Genomic DNA, 17,759 nt, shown 5'->3' with positions numbered 1-17,759 from the left:
ACAAAAACGAATTCTGTTCCAAATCCGTTTACTGTCTATATATTTGCAAAAACCATGCCAACATTTATTTGAATGCTTTTTGCTTCGAATTCCCGCCGCTAATGTATTCTTTTACAAGAACAGACTTAAAAAATAAAAACCATTCCAAAACAATGGAATGGTTTCCGCAAACATGGAAAAACCCGCTGTTATTCCAGGCTGTATTTCATGATTTTATTGTAGAGATTGGACTTTCCTACTCCGAGCAGATTGCAGGCTATCCGCTTATCACCCTCCGCTTCCTTCAGCGCCTGCTTTACCGCTTCCTTTTCTGCTTCAGCAATTACTTGTTTCAACGGTTTTATTCCGCTTTTCCGGTTCGCCTGCCCCGCCTCCGTCATGCGTGCAGGAAGATCACTCAGATGAATTGTTTCTCCTTCTGCAAGATGCACGGCTGCCTCAACCGTATTTTCGAGTTCCCGTACATTCCCCGGCCAAGAGTAATCCAAAAAGCGGTCAAGCACCTGCTGATCGAACGCCGTAATTCGTTTGCCCAGTCTTTCCGTAACTTTTTGGAGCATAAATTTGCTGAGCAGAGGAATATCCTCCGAACGGTCACGCAGAGCAGGCACCGTAATTGAAATAACATTAATCCGGTAGTACAAATCCTCCCGGAACTGCTGCCTTTCTATCAGCTGTTCGAGCGGCTGATTGGTTGCAGCAACCACCCGCACGTCCACCTGCCGTGGCCCTTGTGCACCAAGCGGCTCAAGCTCTCCCTCCTGAAGCACACGAAGAATTTTCACCTGGGTATTCAACGGCATATCCCCTATCTCGTCCAGAAAAATGGTCCCCTGGTCAGCCTGCTGGAATTTCCCCGGCTTGCCTCCTTTTTTGGCACCGGTAAAAGCTCCTTCCTCATAGCCAAACAGCTCCGACTCAAGCAGATCACCCGGTATGGCAGCACAATTCACTTTCACAAAGGGCTTTGTGCTTCTTTCGCTCAGCTTGTGCAGACCCTGGGCAAATAATTCTTTGCCGGTCCCCGTCTCCCCGCGCAAAAGAACGGATACGTCGCTTGAGGCTACCTTACGCACGTTTCTTTTTACTTCTTCCATTTCCGGGGACACGCTGAGCGCATCGTGCAGGGAATAAGATGTGCCATTCAGCTGCTCCACCTGCTTTTGATAGGATTCGAGTTCCAGCATTAATGTTTTAATATGCTGATTCATCTCCGCCCATTCTTTTCTGTCCCGGAACATGACAAGTCCCAGAGCTCCAATAATACGGCCATCATCATATAAAGGTACGCGGTCGGCAATCATATAATTACCTCTAATGTATTGCATGTTTGCTTTCTCTGCTTCTCCCGAAGCCGCTACGATATGCATGCGTGTATTTTCAATCACCTCGGTTACATGGCGTCCGACCGCTATTGCGCTACTTGTGCCGAGAAAATCATAGTAGCATTCATTCATATACGTGATGACTCCCTGCTCATCGACAATGACGACACAATGGTGCAGACTGCCAAATAATATGTCGTAAATATGCTCCAGCCCTTCTAAATGTTTCATCTTTTCCACCCCGTTATCGCGGTTGACGTTTCTGATTAAATGGTAACGGTCCTGCGAATTTTTTCAATAGTCGCGGGACTTTTATTGAAAAAACATCCCCTGCAGCCGATCAGTATGCGCCGGCCCGGAGATGTTTTATATTTGTTCATATTAACGTTTTTATTTAAACTCTTTTCACGACGGTGGCAACGCCCTGGCCGCCTCCGATACATAACGCCGCCAGACCTGTATCCGCCTGCTGGCGCTTCATCTGATGGAGCAGGGTCACGAAAACCCTTGTGCCGCTTGCCCCAATCGGATGCCCTAACGCGATTGCTCCCCCGTTTACATTCAGCTTCTCCGAATCGATATTCAAGTCTCTTTGCACAGCTAGTGACTGGGCGGCAAACGCTTCGTTTGCTTCAATCAGATCGATATCTTCCATCGGAGTGGAAGCTTTATCTAAAGCTTTTCGGATGGCCGGGACCGGACCCAGCCCCATCACGCTCGGATCCACGGCAGCACTAGCGTTGCCGGCAATACGAGCCATCCCTGTAATGTCCAGCTCCTTCGCTTTCTTCTCACTCATGACAATAACCGCTGCTGCCCCGTCATTAATCCCGGAGGCGTTGCCTGCGGTCACGCTTCCATCCTTTTGAAACGCCGGCTTTAATTTTTTCAGCTTTTCCACCGTTGTGTCACTTCGGATATGTTCATCATCCACTATCTCGATGGGATCTCCTTTTCGCTGAGGCACATGGACGGCCACGATTTCTTCTTTGAACAGCCCATTATCTCTCGCTGCTGCTGCCTTCTGCTGACTGGCTGCGGCGAACGAATCCTGTTCCTCGCGTGTAAAGCCGTATTCGTGATTGATGTTTTCGGCTGTCACACCCATATGATAGTTTTCCACTGCACACATCAGACCGTCGTGAAGCATGCTGTCAACCAGCTTCTGGTCTCCCATGCCAAAGCCGCTGCGCGCGTTCATCTGCAGGTACGGAGCCCGACTCATGTTTTCCATTCCACCAGCAACGACGATTTCCGCATCGCCGGCCAGCACGGCCTGAGCCGCCAGATGGACGGCCTTCAAGCCGGATCCGCACACTTTGTTAATGGTCATAGCAGGTACATTTTCAGAAAGACCGGCCTTTAAAGAAGCCAGCCTTGCCGGGTTCTGCCCAAGACCTGCCTGCAGCACGTTCCCCATAATGACTTCATCTACTTCTTCCTTCGGGACACCGGCACGCTCAAGTGCTTCTTCAATCACAAGTGCCCCCAGATCTACAGCCGGTACGTCCTTTAAGCTGCCCATAAAGCCGCCCACCGGAGTCCGTACCGCTCCTCCAAGCAGAACCTCTTCCATCTTCATTGTTTCCCCTCCCGGTCTATCAGAGCTTCATCAATTGTAAAAGAAGCTTCTGTATACTGCTCTACTGTTTTTACATCTGCTCCGTTCAATACTTCTCTCAGAACCATGCCCGATGGCGTAAAATCAAAAACCGCCATATCTGTAATCAACCGGTCCACTACTTTTTCGCCGGTCAGCGGGAGAGCACATTCTGATCGGATTTTTGATTCTCCTTCTTTGTTCGTATGAGTCATGATGATAACTACTTTTTGCGCTCCCTGCACGATATCCATGGCACCGCCCATGCCTTTAACCATTTTTCCCGGGATCATCCAGTTTGCAAGATCTCCCTGCGCAGAAACCTCCATGCCCCCGAGAATCGCGAGATCAATATGACCGCCGCGGATCATAGCAAAGGATTCCGCGTTATCAAAAAAAGAGCCTCCCTGTTTGACTGTTACGGTTTCTTTCCCGGCATTAATCAGATCCGCATCCACGTCTTCCTCCTCCGGATACGGTCCGATGCCAAGCAGGCCATTTTCGGAGTGAAGAAATATATTTTTCTCTGCCGGAATGTAGTTGGCAATCATGGTCGGCATGCCAATGCCCAGATTTACGATCGTGCCGTCTTCGATTTCCTTTACTGCCCGTTGTATAATGTTTTCTCTTTGACTACTCATTCTTTTCCTCCTCCTTTTATGCCTGCTGGACCGTTTTTCGTTCGATACGTTTTTCATACGATGCTCCGACAAGCAGATGCTGAACGTACAGGCTCGGCGTATGGATAAAGTCCGGGTCTAGTTCACCGACGTCAACCAGCTCTTCCACCTCTGCGATAGTGAATTTCCCTGCCGCTGCCGCCAGCGGATTAAAATTACGGGCTGTTTTTCGGTAAATGAGGTTTCCATAGGCATCGCCCTTCCATGCTTTGACAAGAGCCGCATCCCCCTGAATAGCTTCTTCAAGAATGCACTGCCTGCCGCCGATAACCTTATGCTCTTTGCCTTCAGCGATCGGAGTTCCTACCCCGGTCGGCGTGTAAAAGCCGGGAATACCAGCGCCGCCTGCCCGGATACGCTCTGCAAGCGTTCCCTGGGGCACAAGTTCCACCTCGAGTTCCCCGTTTAAGTACTGCTCTTCAAAAATTTTATTTTCTCCTACGTAGGAGGCCACCATTTTATTAATCTGTTTATTTTCCAGTAGCAGTCCAAGCCCCCAGTCGTTGACACCGCAGTTATTACTAACTACTGTTAAATTCTTCGTTCCCTTTTCAGCCAGCGCCTGAATGGCTTTTTCCGGAATACCGCAAAGGCCGAATCCTCCGACAATCAGCGTAGCACCGTCCTGAATGCGGGCAACGCTCTCTTCAAAAGATGTCTGTATCTTCGTCATTGTATAAACCCCTTTCAGTCCTTTAATTGGTAACTCCACTTTACTAATAGCGCTTTCATAAGTAAAATAGATAAATAATATAAATTTATTACTAAATGGAATAAGAGGTGACGCATGGATATCAAACAGCTTCGTTTTTTCCTCGAAGTCTGCAAGGAGCTAAGCTTCTCCCGGGCCAGCGAGAAGCTGCACATTTCACAGCCCGCTTTAAGCAAAACAATTCATCAGCTTGAAGAAGAAATCGGTCTCCGCCTGCTCGACCGCTCCACCCGTCACCTTTTCGTTACAAAAGAAGGCGAAATTATCCGCCAGCATGCCCGGAAGGTACTCCGCAGCGCAGAGGATTTGTGGCAGGAAGCAGAAGAAATTAAGCTGCATAAAAAAGGCAGCTTTACGTTCGGGCTCCCGCCCGTCATTGGCTCCAGCTTTTTCCCCGAAATTATTGCCGACTTCCGCAGAGCCTATCCGGAAGCCGGCATGCACATTGTCGAAGAAGGGGCGAAAATTATGGAGCAGTCTCTGCTCGAAGGAAATATCGATGTCGGTGTAGCCATTCTTCCAGTCGATGAAGAACAGTTTGAGGTCCGACAGATCATCGACCGGAAAATTCTTGCCGTCACTTCGGCGGATCATCCGCTTGCCGGCCGCGAAAGCATACAAATGAAGGATTTAAAGTATGAACCCTTTTTAATGTTTCAACAGGGATTTGCTCTGTACGACCGGGTCATGGAGTCATGCATCCAGGCCGGCTTTGAACCCGAAATTCTTTACGAAAGCTCCCAGTGGGACTTTTTATTTGAGAGTGCCATGGCGGGCCTCGGCGTCGCCCTCCTTCCCGAAACAGTTGTCCATAAAGCAAATACCAGCAATGTTTCCGTGCTAGCAGTAGACGATGAATTACTGCACTGGCGGCTGGCGCTTATCTGGCGGAAGCAAAGCTATCAGACGCAGGCCGCCCAGGCGTGGATCTCGTTTGTGGAAGAGGCTTTTAATTAATAATCCTTTTTTTACTTTCATACGCCTGTTCACGTGTCCCTAAAACACTAATCAGGTGTTCGGCTTTTCTTTTTGATATAATTCATAAGCAGTTTTATTTCATTTCTTTATGCTTATTTCATATGGAAAGGACGTTGCTTATGAAACAAACAATTTCTTTTTGGCTGGAGGCCGCTCGGGCAAGCTTTTTGTCCGTCATGCTAATGCCTGTCCTGTTAGGGGCACTTGGTGCTTTCGCATGGAACGGGGTCTTTGAGCCGCTTTGGTTTATTATTACACTGATCGGGGCATTCAGCGCCCACTTGTTTTCCAACATGGTGAACGATTTGTGGGACTACCGTAACGGTGTTGATACAAAGGCACAGGATACGGCAAACGACGTTTCCACCAATTCCGGCATGCTGACAGGAGGCCGGGTCTCTGAAAAAACATTCGCGTCTGTTACATGGATGTTTTTGGCCCTCGCTCTTTTATGCGGTGTCATTTTGAGTATTGCCAAAGGATGGCCGCTTTTGATACTGGCTGCCGCCGGCGGGCTGCTTGCTTATTTTTATGTAGCACCACCCTTCAAATTCGGTTACCGGGGCAAGGGATACGGCGAAGTCGCCATCCTGCTTTCGTTCGGGGTGCTTCCCGTGATGGGAAGCTACTACGTGCAGACGGGATTTTTCGACGTTCGGGCCTTTTTTCTCTCTCTGCCGATCGGCATATTAACTACGATGGTCCTTTACAATCATCATTTTCTTCATTGGCGTGCTGACCGTGACTCCGGAAAAAATACGCTCGTCGTCGTACTCGGGGAAAAGAAAGGACTGCTTCTCTCGAAAGCCTTTACCCTGCTTGCGATGCTTACGATTCCCTTAGGTATTTTCGTCGGGGCGCTCCCCTGGTACGCTCTGATTGCCGTTATTTCTGCGTGGCCGCTCGCAAAGGCGTATGCCGCCCTTGAAGATACCAACCCTTCTGAATCTTATGGTCCGCTCATGGGGGCATCGATTAAAAGTACCGTTCTGTGCGGCTTTTTCCTGGCAGTGGCTCTTCTATTGCAGGGAATTTTTTAATCGCTCGGACACCCGCTTATTCTGAATGACAGGCAGCTTCTATCATAATAGTGTACAATGTGGGAACGAGACTGCATTTTGTAATTAATTAGGAGGCTTTTTGATGAAAACTATTCGATGGGGAATTTTAGGTACAGCCGATATCGCCAGAAGAAAGGTGCTGCCTGCACTGGAGCATACAGAAAATGCCGAAGCGTATGCGATCGCAAGCAGCAGCGGCAAAGCCGGGGAACTCGCCGAAGCTTTTGATATTCCGAAGGTGTACCAAAGCTACGATGATCTGCTTGAAGACCCGGACATCGATGCGGTCTACATTCCTCTTCCCAACCATCTCCACAAGGAATGGAGCATCAAAGCTGCCAGAAAGCAGAAGCATGTATTATGCGAAAAGCCGGCAGCACTGACTCAGGCAGAGGCCGGAGAAATAAAAAATGCCTGCGAAGAAAACGGCGTTCAGTTTATGGAAGCATTCATGTACCGGTTCCACCCTCAGCACCAGCTTGTACAAAAAATGCTTGCAGGTAATGCGATCGGAGACGTAGTGACGATGCGCTCATCGTTTACCTTCCCGCTGCAGCATATCGAGGGCAACATTCGGCTTCACTCGCAGGCTGAAGGGGGTGGAAGTCTGTATGATGTCGGCTGCTACTGCATTCATGCCATTCGTCAGGTTATGGGGGAACCAGAGCACGCGAAAGCTTTTTATTCATTTCATGAAAACGAACGCAGTGACTGGGCAGCTGCAGGAATTCTTACATTTCCGGACGGCAGGCTGGCCCATTTCGACTCCGGTATGAATGCGGCCCTCCGAAACGAATACGAGGTGGTTGGAACGAAAGGTGTGCTTCGGGCCCACCAGGCGTTTGTGCCGACAGAACAACCGTGCAAAGTCTCTATTGAATTGACAAACGGAGAATCCTACAGTGAAACAATCTCCGATAACTACTACATTACCGGTATGCAATCGCTCTCCCTTGGCCTCCTCGAGGGAAGAAGCTGGCCTTCCGATGGACTAGCGGAAAATGCTTCTGTGCTTGAGCAGCTTATTAATTCATAAAAAAAACGGCCCGCGGTCTCCAATCAAAGGAGGCTGCGGGTCGTTTTTTGCTGTTATTCTATATACTTCCGTTCAATGGATTCCTGCACATTCATGATCGAAACTCTTGCCGTTAAAGCATCTCCTTCGCTGACTGATTTCCCTGTCACATCCACCAGTGAAAACTGCGAACTCGGTTTCCCTACTATCGAAACCGGCTCTTCTCCCCAAAATATTTTCGCCGGGGGACGGACATAGGAACGCACATCCCGCAGAATATTAAAGGCGAGCTTTTTTAACGTATCGGACTGTTTCTCACGGGCAAAGTTAAAGCCGTGGGCTTCTCCGAGCGGAATAAGACCAACAGTCATTGGTTCACCCAACGGCTTTGTGTCTCCGTAGCCCGCTGTGCTCCCTGCTTCAATTTCCCTCGTTTCAAGAAGAGGTGTTTTCAGCTCAAACGTTTCTTCAAAACGCAGACCATTTCTGCTCGCCGCCTGCCCGAACATGGCATTGCCAATACGTATCATATTAAAGCCAAGGTCCGGATGTTTAACAGCTATCGCGCTGTTAGCCATGTGCACATACTCCGGATGGATTTGATAAATTTTTGTTATGATTTCTATACACTGCTTTAAGCGGTCACTCTGGGAAATAATCTTTTCTGCATGCCTGTTTGCGGCAAAATGAGAGTAAACGCCTTCCATTTTTACTGACTTTAATGCCTGGTAAACCTCCAGAAATGAGTTTAAATCCTTTTCATCCAGACCGAAACGGTTTAAAGAAATATTGATTTTTAAGTGGAAGGGATGTGCCCCCACGTTTTTCTTCCCTGCCGCTTCATCTAATTTTTTCATTTTTTCAATCGTATCCACGGTTGGCGTCAGATTGTAATCGATTACACTTTCTGCACTGAAATAAGGGCCTAAAATTAATATGGGAGCCTTCACGCCGTTTTTTCGCAGTTCAACGCCTTCTTCCTCCACCCCTACCGCTAAATAATTAACTTCGTTTTCAATGTACTTGGCCATGGGCACCAGTCCATGGCCGTAGGCATTGCTTTTAACGATGCCTGCAAAAAATTTATCCGGCATCCGGTTTTTAATTTGATGAATATTGTTTCGTACAGCCTTTACGTTAATTTCAATCCATGAAGAATTCATCCGTTACACGCCCTTCTATGTTGAATATTACTATTTAAATCTGAGAATAATTTCATGCGTCTTCTGTTCTATACCTTTACGAGCCCGCTCGAAAACTACCTTTCTCTCATCTTTTTTAATATAAATGCATCTCCCTTCAGCTGTTATTCTTCTGAGGAAAAGCATTTGATTAAAAAGACCCCGGCGCGGGTATGATGATTAAGGTGTACAAACTTTTGTTTTCATCGAAGGAGGATCATATATGAGTAATTCAGACATTACCGCAGATCAGGCCGGCACGTTCCGGATCGGCGGCGATATAGAAGTAAACCGTCTAGGATACGGCGCCATGCAGCTGACAGGTGAAGGAGTATGGAAGGAACCATCCAATCCTGATGAAGCCGTCCGTGTGCTCCGCCGGGCATCAGAGCTCGGAGTGAACTTTATTGATACGGCAGATGCCTATGGCCCGTTCACGGCGAACCGCCTCATTAAAGAATCTCTTCATCCGTATAATGATGACATGACGATCGCGACAAAGGTCGGCCTCACCCGTGCAGGCCCAAATGACTGGCGCCCTGTGGGACGTCCGGAATACCTGCGCCAGCAGGTGGAGCTGAACCTGATGGATCTTGGTCTTGAACGCATCGACCTTATGCAGCTGCACCGGGTAGACCCTGAAGTGCCGATTGCAGATCAGGTAGGCGAGCTGAAAAAAATGCAGGAGGAAGGAAAAATCCGTAACATTGGACTCAGTGAAGTGAATACAGAGCAATTTAAAGAAGCGCAAAAGGTAACTTCCATTGCTTCTGTGCAAAACCGCTATAACCTGGCCAATCGTGAATCCGAAGAAATGCTCGACTATTGTACTGATAATAATATTGCCTTTATCCCATGGTTCCCTCTTGCTACTGGGGAACTGGCCCAGGAAGGCGGACCGTTGGCTCAGCTGGCAGAGGAACACAATGCGAAACCAGCTCAGCTTGCGCTTGCGTGGCTGTTGAAGCGCTCTGACGTTATCCTGCCAATTCCCGGAACGTCCACAGTAAGCCACCTTGAAGATAATATCGCTGCAGCCGGCATCAAACTCAGCGACGAGGAATTCAATACGCTTACCAATGCCGTAGAAAACAGTAACAGCTAAACCTTTTTATATAAGCTTTCAGCCGGCAATGATACTGCATTGGCTGAAAGCTTTTTTAAACCAGGCAGGCGCCCTTGATTTTTGAATGAAAGGAGCAGCAGTATGTTAAAAACGAACAGCCCTTACCTGCTGACGAAAGAAGACATGGAAACGTCCCACGAGCTTCCCTCCTGGCTGCAGGAGGAGTACCAGACCTTTAAGCGTGTTGTAACCAACCCGGAGTTCCCCTGCTTTTTCGGTATGAAAGCTCAGCGAAAAGGAGAGCTCCGCTACTCTTATATTACTCATGATCAGTGGGATCACCTTGGCGGCGTGCTTGAAAGCTTTCTGCATTTAATGAATGAACCGCCCTTTACCCGGCACGGTCTTTTCCTTTTCGTCGAGCCGGAAATACGCGAGCAGTCCGTCGATTATTATCGTTCTTATTTCTGGGACGTTCTGCAGCATCTGCATGAACAGGACCGGTACAACTGGCCGGGAGACAAGCCAAAGGATCCTGATCATTTTCTGTGGGATTACCATTTTGCCGGCGAGCCTGTTTTTGTTTTCGGTAACGCCCCGGCCTATAAACATCGGAAAACGAGAGATCTGGGAAACAGTTTGATTCTCGGCTTTCAGCCCCGGGCTATTTTTGAAGGTCTCGAAGGCACAGAAAAAGGCGGCATCATGTCGAGAGAGAAGGTGCGGTCGCGCGTGGAAAAGTGGGATAACCTTCCAACCCACCCGGATATCAGCCATTTTGGCGATCCGACGCACAACGAGTGGAAGCAGTTTTTCATTGGAGACGACATTAAGCCAATAGAAGGCAAATGTCCGTTCCATCATAAAGACGTATAATCATTTCTGATTAAGATAATCAAATATTCGCGCTTTCTGCTGAACGCAGGAAGCGTTTTTTACATGTATATAATTCGCATCTTTAAATTTGAAGAACCCCGACGCAGGCCTGTATAATGAAAATGTACATTTTATAAATAATGATTTTCCGATATAGCTTGCTGCGTTTTAAAAATATATTTTAAAGGAGTCTTTATGGCTGACAAAAATACTGTAAAACAAGCGGGCTGGCAGCTTGAACACAGCTATGCCTCCCTTCCGCACACCTTTTTCTCCAAAATCATCCCTGCCCCGGCTCAGAACCCGGAGCTGATTGTACTAAACGAACAGCTTGCTGACTCTCTCGGTCTCGACAGTGAGGCATTAAAAGAGGAGAAAGGCGTACAGGTACTTGCAGGCAGCGAAACGCCGGAAAACGGATTCCCGCTTGCCCAGGCTTACGCCGGTCATCAGTTTGGCCATTTTACGATGCTTGGGGACGGGCGTGCCCTGCTTCACGGAGAACAAATAACGCCGGATGGACGCAGAGTCGACATTCAGTTGAAAGGATCCGGCCGCACACCTTATTCACGCGGCGGTGATGGACGAGCCGCTCTCGGTCCAATGCTTCGCGAATATATTATCAGTGAAGCCATGCATGCGCTTGGCATACCGACCACCCGGAGCCTCGCCGTTGTTAAAACTGGTGAGCCTGTCTTTCGCGAAAGTGTACTGACCGGAGCGGTATTAACACGCACGGCCTCCAGTCATCTGCGCGTTGGCACGTTTGAATATGCTTTAAACCGCGGATCGATGAATGATCTAAAGGCCCTTGCCGACTATACGATCAGCCGGCACTATCCAGAAGTCAGGGAAACGGAACATCCGTACCTGATGCTGCTCCGGGAAGTTGTTACACGCCAGGCTTCCTTGATTGCCAAATGGCAGCTTGCCGGTTTCATTCACGGGGTAATGAACAGCGATAATATGGCACTCAGCGGAGAAACCATCGATTATGGTCCATGCGCGTTTATGAACAGCTATGACCCGAAGACCGTATTCAGTTCCATTGATGCGCGTGGCCGCTACGCTTACGGACGACAGCCGATTATGGCAGAGTGGAACCTTTCCCGTTTTGCCGAAGCCCTCGTGCCGCTAATTGACGAAAACCAGGAAAAAGCCGTCGAGCTCGCGCAGGCAGAAATTTCCCGTTTCCCTCAACAGTTTAATGAGTACTGGCTTCAGGGTATGCGTGCAAAACTCGGGCTTTTCACAGAAGAAACGGAAGACGAAGCACTTATTACAGACCTGCTCAACCTTATGCAGGAATACGAAGCAGATTACACGAATACCTTCCGGGCCCTCACCTTTAACAAGCTGGACGACTCCGGGCTGTTTACAGGCAGCAGATTTACTTTCTGGCAGGTACAATGGCTGGAGCGTCTAGGTCGACAAAACGAATCTAAAGATGCTGTCCGCCAGCTGATGCGTGACCACAACCCGGCGGTAATTCCGCGGAATCATCATGTGGAAGAAGCACTTGAAGCTGCCGAAAAAAATGGAGATTACACTCTCATGAATCAGCTTATGGATGTACTTTCAGAGCCTTATGCCCACACCAGGGAGCAGGAAAAATATACGGCACCTCCGGCTCCCACGCTTGTACCGTACCGAACTTACTGTGGTACGTAGAGAGACGATGTGCAGTTAAAGGAATCCCCCGCTCACTGCTGAGCGGGGGATTCCTATTTTTAGTGTTCATGACCGTTTTACCATTTTACCCAAACCATACCTGCGATAAAAAGATGACAATGGAAACCGTCAGTCCTCCAAGGATTGTAGAAATAAGCACGCTTTGGGCGGCATATTCCGGATAATTATCGTATTCGAGCGCAAACAGTGCGCTGTTTCTGGACATGGGAAACGAGCTTGCAATAAATAACGCCTGGGCAAGCGTTCCTTCAAGCTGCAGCAGCCAAATAATTCCTAAAGCGATAAGCGGGGCCCCCACTAATCGAAGGCCGATAGTAAAAAAGAAAACCGGGGATAAATGCTTCAGCTTCGGATATGCAATCTGTGCTCCCAGGACAAGAAGCGCGAGGGCCGTGAATCCGGCAGCAATCTGATTTAACACCTGCTCTGCTGCTTTTGGCAGTGAAAGATTAAATATGTAAAATACAAGACCAAGCGCTAAGGCATAAATCGTGGGCGTTTTAAATAACGGGGCCAGATTTTCCTTTATTCCTGTTTTCTGTGTGGTTGCAGAAGTAAAAACTCCATATGTAAATGTTAAAAAGTTTTGAAACATCAGTACAATAATCTGGATCGATACCCCAAGCGGGTTAGAAGCAAATACCAGCTGGCTGACCGGCAGCCCGAAGTTTCCTGAATTCATAAGTACTACACTGTTTTTAAATGTTGCGGTAAGCTTCGCATCCATACCAAACAACCTTGCACACACGCCGGCAAGCAGAGCCAGCAGGCAAAACTGGATCAGCAGAAAGGCACCAACTTCAAGCAATACAGACGAATCCACCTCCATCGCTGAAATATTTGTAAAAATAACGACCGGGAGAAACAGTCCCGTTAACAGCCTCGACAACGTATTGAGATGAAAATCGTATATTCGATGAAGTACTGCTCCGAGCAGCAGTAAAATAAAGATTGGAAGCATTATTTCGAGCATAATTAATGGCAAAAAAGACAAGAAAGCATCTCTCCCCGGCAACCGTTGGTATGAATAATTTTTTCATCTTATATCAATGTACTAATAATTCTATCCCTCAGCAATAAAAATGTTAAATTTATCCTCAAGTAAAATGAATATTATTCATCATATGAAACGGTCAAGCTTCATCCCTTTTTTATCAATTTTTAATCGCGACTATGACAGTATATTGTCTGATTTATGTCTGAAAAACGACAAAAAATTCTACACCTCTCCTAAGTCAGGATCTCCTATTGCATCCATTGATGAAAGCGTTTAATATAAAATTAATACATCTGATGACCATATCTGCAAAACGAAGAATTCATTTTTTATTTTAACTTTCCCCACTTAAAGGAGACAAGTTTATGTTGATGCTCGTTGCCTTAAGCGCTGTCATTTTTCCATTTATTTTTCTCGTTTTGCTTCGCATGCCTGCCATTAAAGGAATGACTCTCAGTTCTATTATTGTGCTCCTGCTTGCCGTTACCGTCTGGGGTATGGGGGGCCAGGTTATTCTTTCTTCTATTCTGCAGGGTGCCCATAAAACATTAACCATTCTGCTTATTTTATTTGGAGCGCTCGTACTGCTGAATACACTTCGGAAAAACGGAGCTGTAGACCGTATTAACCAGGGATTTCAAAGTATTTCAAAGGATATGCGGGTGCAGCTGATCATTGTAGCTTTTCTGTTTGGCTCCCTTCTTGAAGGGGCTGCCGGCTTCGGCACTCCGGCAATGATTACCGCTCCGTTGATGCTTGCCCTGGGCTTTAAGCCGCTTGCTGCCGTATCTACAGCGCTTATAGCGGACAGTTCAGCTGTTGCTTTTGGTGCCGTCGGCACGCCCGTCATTGTAGGTCTCAGCACGCTTGATGCAGCGGGCCCTGCCTTTTTCCAGGAAGTTGGTATTACAGTTACATTAATTGATTTGTTCGGCGGCACCTTTATACCGTTTATTCTAATCGTGGTACTAACCCTGTTTTTTGGGAAAGGCAGAGGATTGAAGGATGCTTGGCCGATGCTTCCATGGACCTTGATGGTCGGAGCTGTATACACGTCGTCAGCATTATTATATGCGTTCCTGTTTGGCCCGGAGTTTGTTGCTATTTTGGGAGCGCTCACCGGACTCGCTGCAGCAGCATTCACCGCTAAAAAAGGGATTCTGCTTCCAAAAGACATCTGGACAGATGCCCTGCAGGACGATTTCAAGATTGATACTAAAAGATCCGACATGAGCCTTCTTACTGCCTGGTCTCCGTACCTGATCGTGGTAGCCCTCCTCCTTTTAACAAGAATTGTCCCATGGCTGCGGGAGTTTACGACTACCGTTCTTGACCTTTCCTGGACTAACATTTTAGGGGTTGAAGGGGTAACTTCCAATTGGGAGCTGCTGTATTCTCCCGGAACCATTCTTACTATTACGGCACTGCTTGCAGTACTGATTCAAAGGCGTTCATTCAAAAATTTCACAGCTTCTTCAAAAGAAGCTCTTTCCACTATCAAAATTACCGGAATTACTTTATTTGCCACGCTTGTAATGGTGCATGTGTTCAGTAATTCCGGAATCAACACCAGCGATATTACCAGTATGCCGGAATATATCGCAGCCGGTATGGCAGCCGCTTTCGGTCCAATGTGGATTCTTGTCGCCCCATTTCTCGGGGAACTTGGATCATTTATTACTGGAAGCGCCACCGTTTCAACTCTCACGTTCTCTCCTGTACAATACAGTATCGCCAATGCTACTGGAGTAGATGCCAGTGTCGTACTGGGGGCACAGCTTGTAGGCTCCGGTGCCGGAAACATGATTTGTATTCACAACGTGGTCGCTGCATGTGCAGTGGTCGGCATGGAGGGAAAAGAAGGCAGCGTCATCCGTAAAACGCTTGGTCCGGCTATTCTTTACGGGGTACTCGCTGGAGTTGGAGGATTTATTATAATGAATGTATTCTAATACAAAAAACAGGCATGAACCTTTAATAAGCGTCATGCCTGTTTTTATTCTTACTTTAAAGCTGGCCGGCTCCCATGTAACGTGGGCCCCAATAAGAGCTGTCAAGACTCGAAGTAGTTACGCCTGTAGAAGAACCGGAATGAACAAATTCATTGTTCCCTACGTAAATACCCGCGTGAGAAGCTCCGCCTCTCGTGTTAAAGAACACAACATCTCCTGGAGAAGGGCTGGAAACTTTCGAGCTTGCACTATACATGCCCGAAACGGTCCTCGGTATGCTTTCACCGTGCTGCTCGTATACGTAGTTAATAAATCCACTGCAGTCAAATCCACCTGGAGACTCGCCGCCCCATACATAAGGTGACCCGATGTATTGCTTAGCCGTACTCGTAATACCGGAGCTGCTGCTTGTAGATACTCCCGCTACCTGTTCCGAAGAGCCTGATCCCATTAAAGAATCCTGCGTCGATGGGCCGGCTACGCCGTAATAACTGCCAGCCGGAGAAGAAATGCCGTGGTCGGATTGATATTCTTTTACTGCGCTCAACGTTCTTGGACCGAACCTTGAGCCGGTATATCCGTGGAAATACCCTTCATCCTTTAAGGTTTCCTGTAAATCGTTTACCGAGGAATTAGTGTCACCGTAAGATAAGGATCCGTGATCATCGATTGATGCATCTGCTGCCTGCGGGGCACCAAATAGAACTCCTGCTGTAATTGCTGTTCCAAAAAGATATTTTTTCATTATAACGTTCACTCGTCGAAGTACCCATCACCGAAACTTGATTAAGTAGGTATTGTTTATTTTTCTTATATATTTACTTGCCTTTTTGCCACACGACTGGAGCAACAACGGCTGGTCACGACGGAGTGAAACTGCACCTCCATTAAGTAGTTTAAAGATTTTTTATGTGCGTTGAATCAGCGACTCAACATGACCGAGTATATCTGACCCAGCGTGGTTAAACAACGACATTAGGACATTTGTAATCTCATTTTAATAAAAGTAATATTTTATACATTAATTAGGTAAATAAAATTTAATATCTTTTTAAATACATAATAAATAATATCACTTTGGGAAAAAAGATTGATATGACACTTCATTAAAAGGTTCTACTCTGAAAAAGTCGGATATAAGTCGGCATATTCTTCATTTTTAACCTTTATTTTTTTAACAAATGGAGTGGCCAGAATCAATACAAAAGAGCTTTCCCGGGTTTCCCCGTAGACAGCCCTATCACTTTAATTCAAATGTTCACGCTGCATTAGAAGATTCAGCTGCCTTCCTGCTTTCCATCCGGTGAAGCAGTACTGTAAGCAGAATACCGATGACAGAGAGCGCTGCCCCACAGAGTGTCAGCACAAAAAACGTTGCTCCCGAGTTCAGTACAATTGTTCCCAGAGTAGCTCCGAGCGCATTCGCCAGGTTAAAGGCGGCTGCAGCTATTGTGCCGGCTAGAGAAGGGGCATGCTGCCCGGTAATCAGCAGCTTGGCATTTAACAGTGGCACCGTGCCAAACGCAAACATTCCAAGTAAAAAGCTTGCGATAAATAACGTGCCGATGACGCTGATCATTGGTATAAAGAAAACCAAAATGAGTGTCAAAAGCAAAAACGCAATACGCAGCCTGCTCGTTAAATGATTAAGCGGGATACGGCTCGAAAGAAAATTCCCGGCGACAGCCCCAGTGCCAAACGCAAATAGCGCGAATGTCACCCCTATGACATCCACACCGCCGATTTCACGCAGAATCGGTTCTTTAAACACATAGGTGGTAAAAACACCGGAATAGCCGAGAATAACGATGGCAAGCGTCATAAGAAATGTCTTTTCTTTAAAGACGCCCAGTTCATATTTCACTTTTGGTATTTCGGTGGGCTTTTCATTTGGCAGGGTCAGCACAAGCCCAATTAGCGTAATTAATCCAAGAACAGCAATCATCCAAAATACAATTCTCCATTCCAGCACGCCGCCAAGATAAGATCCGAACGGCACCCCAAGCATAATCGATATAGTTAAGCCGCCCTGCACAGCAGCAATAGCCTGCCCTCTTTTCGACGGGGCCACAATATGGTGGGCCATCGCAAGACTGAGACCGAAAAACGGAGCGTGAATCGCCGCTGAAATCAGGCGCGCTACCACAAGCACAGTAAAAGAAGTGGCCACTGCTGCCAGTACGTTACTTAGTACAAAGACTGCCATACAGGAAATCAAAACCGGCTTGATCGGAAACTTCATCGTCGTAATACGAAAGATCGGTCCAAAGACTGCCACACTGATAGCGTACACACTGAGCAGAAGACCAGTAAGAGAAACAGGTACATTTAAATCGTTCGATAATTGAGTGACAAGACCAGTAATCACGTATTCAGTCATACCAATAGAAAAAGTTCCTATCATAAAAGCGATAATAATGGCCCGGTTCGTACGAAGAATACCCATCTTTGCCACCTCTCTTTTTTTTAACTATGAGAGACTATGGTAAAGCGTTTAACCTCAATTGTCCACCCCTATAAAAAATGCTGCCGTCGTAACGGCAGCACTCAGATTGTAGACAAAGGCCTCCGAAAATGGATTTCGGAGGCCTTTGTTGTGCCATCGAAAGAAAAAAGAAGCCCTA

The 17,759-nt window shown here is 47.3% G+C and carries 15 protein-coding genes; 7 read left to right on the top strand and 8 right to left on the bottom strand.

The features are described 5' to 3' along the window. Nucleotides 1–188: 188 nt before the first annotated feature. From ACTRXG_RS09160 to ACTRXG_RS09145, 4 genes are all read right to left on the bottom strand, one after another. Complete coding sequence (locus tag ACTRXG_RS09160) at nt 189–1,556, bottom strand: sigma-54 interaction domain-containing protein (RefSeq protein WP_474284732.1); 1,368 nt, start codon at nt 1,554–1,556, stop codon at nt 189–191. Nucleotides 1,557–1,719: 163 nt separating this feature from the next. Next, nucleotides 1,720–2,907, bottom strand: a complete 1,188-nt coding sequence (locus ACTRXG_RS09155; protein WP_474284731.1) for an acetyl-CoA C-acetyltransferase — start codon at nt 2,905–2,907, stop codon at nt 1,720–1,722. After that, nucleotides 2,904–3,566: a 3-oxoacid CoA-transferase subunit B gene (locus ACTRXG_RS09150; protein WP_474262743.1), complete on the bottom strand. Its 663-nt coding sequence runs from the start codon at nt 3,564–3,566 to the stop codon at nt 2,904–2,906. Before ACTRXG_RS09150 ends, ACTRXG_RS09155 begins: the two co-directional genes overlap by 4 nt. A 16-nt stretch (nt 3,567–3,582) precedes the next feature. Beyond that, nucleotides 3,583–4,278, bottom strand: a complete 696-nt coding sequence (locus ACTRXG_RS09145; RefSeq protein WP_474262745.1) for a CoA transferase subunit A — start codon at nt 4,276–4,278, stop codon at nt 3,583–3,585. A 114-nt stretch (nt 4,279–4,392) separates the two neighbouring features. Between ACTRXG_RS09145 and ACTRXG_RS09140 the strand changes: the two genes are divergently transcribed. The 3 genes from ACTRXG_RS09140 to ACTRXG_RS09130 all read left to right on the top strand — a co-directional run bounded on the left by ACTRXG_RS09140 (nt 4,393) and on the right by ACTRXG_RS09130 (nt 7,392). Then, entirely contained in the window at nt 4,393–5,274 is an 882-nt protein-coding gene (locus ACTRXG_RS09140) for a LysR family transcriptional regulator (RefSeq protein WP_474279553.1), read from the top strand. Nucleotides 5,275–5,414: 140 nt separating this feature from the next. Continuing rightward, nucleotides 5,415–6,335: a UbiA family prenyltransferase gene (locus ACTRXG_RS09135; RefSeq protein WP_474284730.1), complete on the top strand. Its 921-nt coding sequence runs from the start codon at nt 5,415–5,417 to the stop codon at nt 6,333–6,335. A gap of 103 nt (nt 6,336–6,438) precedes the next feature. Next, nucleotides 6,439–7,392 carry a Gfo/Idh/MocA family protein gene (locus ACTRXG_RS09130; RefSeq protein WP_474284729.1) on the top strand — a complete coding sequence of 318 codons (954 nt, stop codon included), beginning with the start codon at nt 6,439–6,441 and terminating at the stop codon, nt 7,390–7,392. A gap of 53 nt (nt 7,393–7,445) precedes the next feature. Here ACTRXG_RS09130 and alr read toward each other — a convergent pair whose 3' ends face one another. Then, nucleotides 7,446–8,534 (bottom strand): alanine racemase, encoded by a 1,089-nt coding sequence (gene alr, locus ACTRXG_RS09125; RefSeq protein ID WP_474284728.1) that lies wholly within the window; start codon nt 8,532–8,534, stop codon nt 7,446–7,448. Between the two features lie 241 nt (nt 8,535–8,775). Here alr and ACTRXG_RS09120 point away from each other — a divergent pair, with 241 nt between their 5' ends. From ACTRXG_RS09120 to ACTRXG_RS09110, 3 genes are all read left to right on the top strand, one after another. Next, nucleotides 8,776–9,657: an aldo/keto reductase gene (locus ACTRXG_RS09120; protein WP_474284727.1), complete on the top strand. Its 882-nt coding sequence runs from the start codon at nt 8,776–8,778 to the stop codon at nt 9,655–9,657. Nucleotides 9,658–9,759: 102 nt separating this feature from the next. Then, nucleotides 9,760–10,494, top strand: a complete 735-nt coding sequence (locus ACTRXG_RS09115; RefSeq protein ID WP_474284726.1) for a YqcI/YcgG family protein — start codon at nt 9,760–9,762, stop codon at nt 10,492–10,494. A gap of 195 nt (nt 10,495–10,689) precedes the next feature. Then, the gene (locus ACTRXG_RS09110; protein ID WP_474284725.1) at nt 10,690–12,165 is read left to right on the top strand and encodes a protein adenylyltransferase SelO; all 1,476 of its coding nucleotides are present in this window, start codon (nt 10,690–10,692) and stop codon (nt 12,163–12,165) included. A gap of 85 nt (nt 12,166–12,250) precedes the next feature. Here ACTRXG_RS09110 and ACTRXG_RS09105 read toward each other — a convergent pair whose 3' ends face one another. Further along, nucleotides 12,251–13,180, bottom strand: coding sequence for an AEC family transporter (locus ACTRXG_RS09105; RefSeq protein WP_474284724.1), 930 nt, complete (start codon nt 13,178–13,180; stop codon nt 12,251–12,253). Nucleotides 13,181–13,548: 368 nt separating this feature from the next. On the opposite strand from ACTRXG_RS09105, the gene ACTRXG_RS09100 reads away from it, so the two are divergent. After that, nucleotides 13,549–15,135 (top strand): L-lactate permease, encoded by a 1,587-nt coding sequence (locus ACTRXG_RS09100; RefSeq protein ID WP_474284723.1) that lies wholly within the window; start codon nt 13,549–13,551, stop codon nt 15,133–15,135. Nucleotides 15,136–15,190: 55 nt separating this feature from the next. On the opposite strand, the gene ACTRXG_RS09095 is transcribed toward ACTRXG_RS09100, so the two are convergent. Further along, on the bottom strand, nt 15,191–15,880 hold the full coding sequence (locus ACTRXG_RS09095; protein WP_474284722.1) for a C40 family peptidase: 690 nt from the start codon (nt 15,878–15,880) through the stop codon (nt 15,191–15,193). A 513-nt stretch (nt 15,881–16,393) separates the two neighbouring features. Continuing rightward, nucleotides 16,394–17,581, bottom strand: coding sequence for an MFS transporter (locus ACTRXG_RS09090; protein ID WP_474284721.1), 1,188 nt, complete (start codon nt 17,579–17,581; stop codon nt 16,394–16,396). Between the last annotated feature and the right edge of the window lie 178 nt (nt 17,582–17,759).

Source organism: Marinococcus sp. LNSP9103-4, from assembly GCF_056034345.1.
Note: the sequence above shows the minus strand (reverse complement) of the source record. Positions and strands in the feature narration are given on the sequence as shown.

Excerpts from the sequence above, each read along its gene's own strand:
- ACTRXG_RS09120 (WP_474284727.1), top strand. The coding sequence starts at position 8,776 with ATGAGTAATTCAGACATTACCGCAGATCAGGCCGGCACGTTCCGGATC.
- ACTRXG_RS09135 (WP_474284730.1), top strand. The coding sequence starts at position 5,415 with ATGAAACAAACAATTTCTTTTTGGCTGGAGGCCGCTCGGGCAAGCTTT.
- ACTRXG_RS09145 (WP_474262745.1), bottom strand. The coding sequence starts at position 4,278 with ATGACGAAGATACAGACATCTTTTGAAGAGAGCGTTGCCCGCATTCAG.
- ACTRXG_RS09090 (WP_474284721.1), bottom strand. The coding sequence starts at position 17,581 with ATGGGTATTCTTCGTACGAACCGGGCCATTATTATCGCTTTTATGATA.
- ACTRXG_RS09095 (WP_474284722.1), bottom strand. The coding sequence starts at position 15,880 with ATGAAAAAATATCTTTTTGGAACAGCAATTACAGCAGGAGTTCTATTT.
- ACTRXG_RS09130 (WP_474284729.1), top strand. The coding sequence starts at position 6,439 with ATGAAAACTATTCGATGGGGAATTTTAGGTACAGCCGATATCGCCAGA.
- ACTRXG_RS09150 (WP_474262743.1), bottom strand. The coding sequence starts at position 3,566 with ATGAGTAGTCAAAGAGAAAACATTATACAACGGGCAGTAAAGGAAATC.
- ACTRXG_RS09115 (WP_474284726.1), top strand. The coding sequence starts at position 9,760 with ATGTTAAAAACGAACAGCCCTTACCTGCTGACGAAAGAAGACATGGAA.
- ACTRXG_RS09110 (WP_474284725.1), top strand. The coding sequence starts at position 10,690 with ATGGCTGACAAAAATACTGTAAAACAAGCGGGCTGGCAGCTTGAACAC.
- alr (WP_474284728.1), bottom strand. The coding sequence starts at position 8,534 with ATGAATTCTTCATGGATTGAAATTAACGTAAAGGCTGTACGAAACAAT.
- ACTRXG_RS09155 (WP_474284731.1), bottom strand. The coding sequence starts at position 2,907 with ATGAAGATGGAAGAGGTTCTGCTTGGAGGAGCGGTACGGACTCCGGTG.
- ACTRXG_RS09100 (WP_474284723.1), top strand. The coding sequence starts at position 13,549 with ATGTTGATGCTCGTTGCCTTAAGCGCTGTCATTTTTCCATTTATTTTT.
- ACTRXG_RS09160 (WP_474284732.1), bottom strand. The coding sequence starts at position 1,556 with ATGAAACATTTAGAAGGGCTGGAGCATATTTACGACATATTATTTGGC.
- ACTRXG_RS09140 (WP_474279553.1), top strand. The coding sequence starts at position 4,393 with ATGGATATCAAACAGCTTCGTTTTTTCCTCGAAGTCTGCAAGGAGCTA.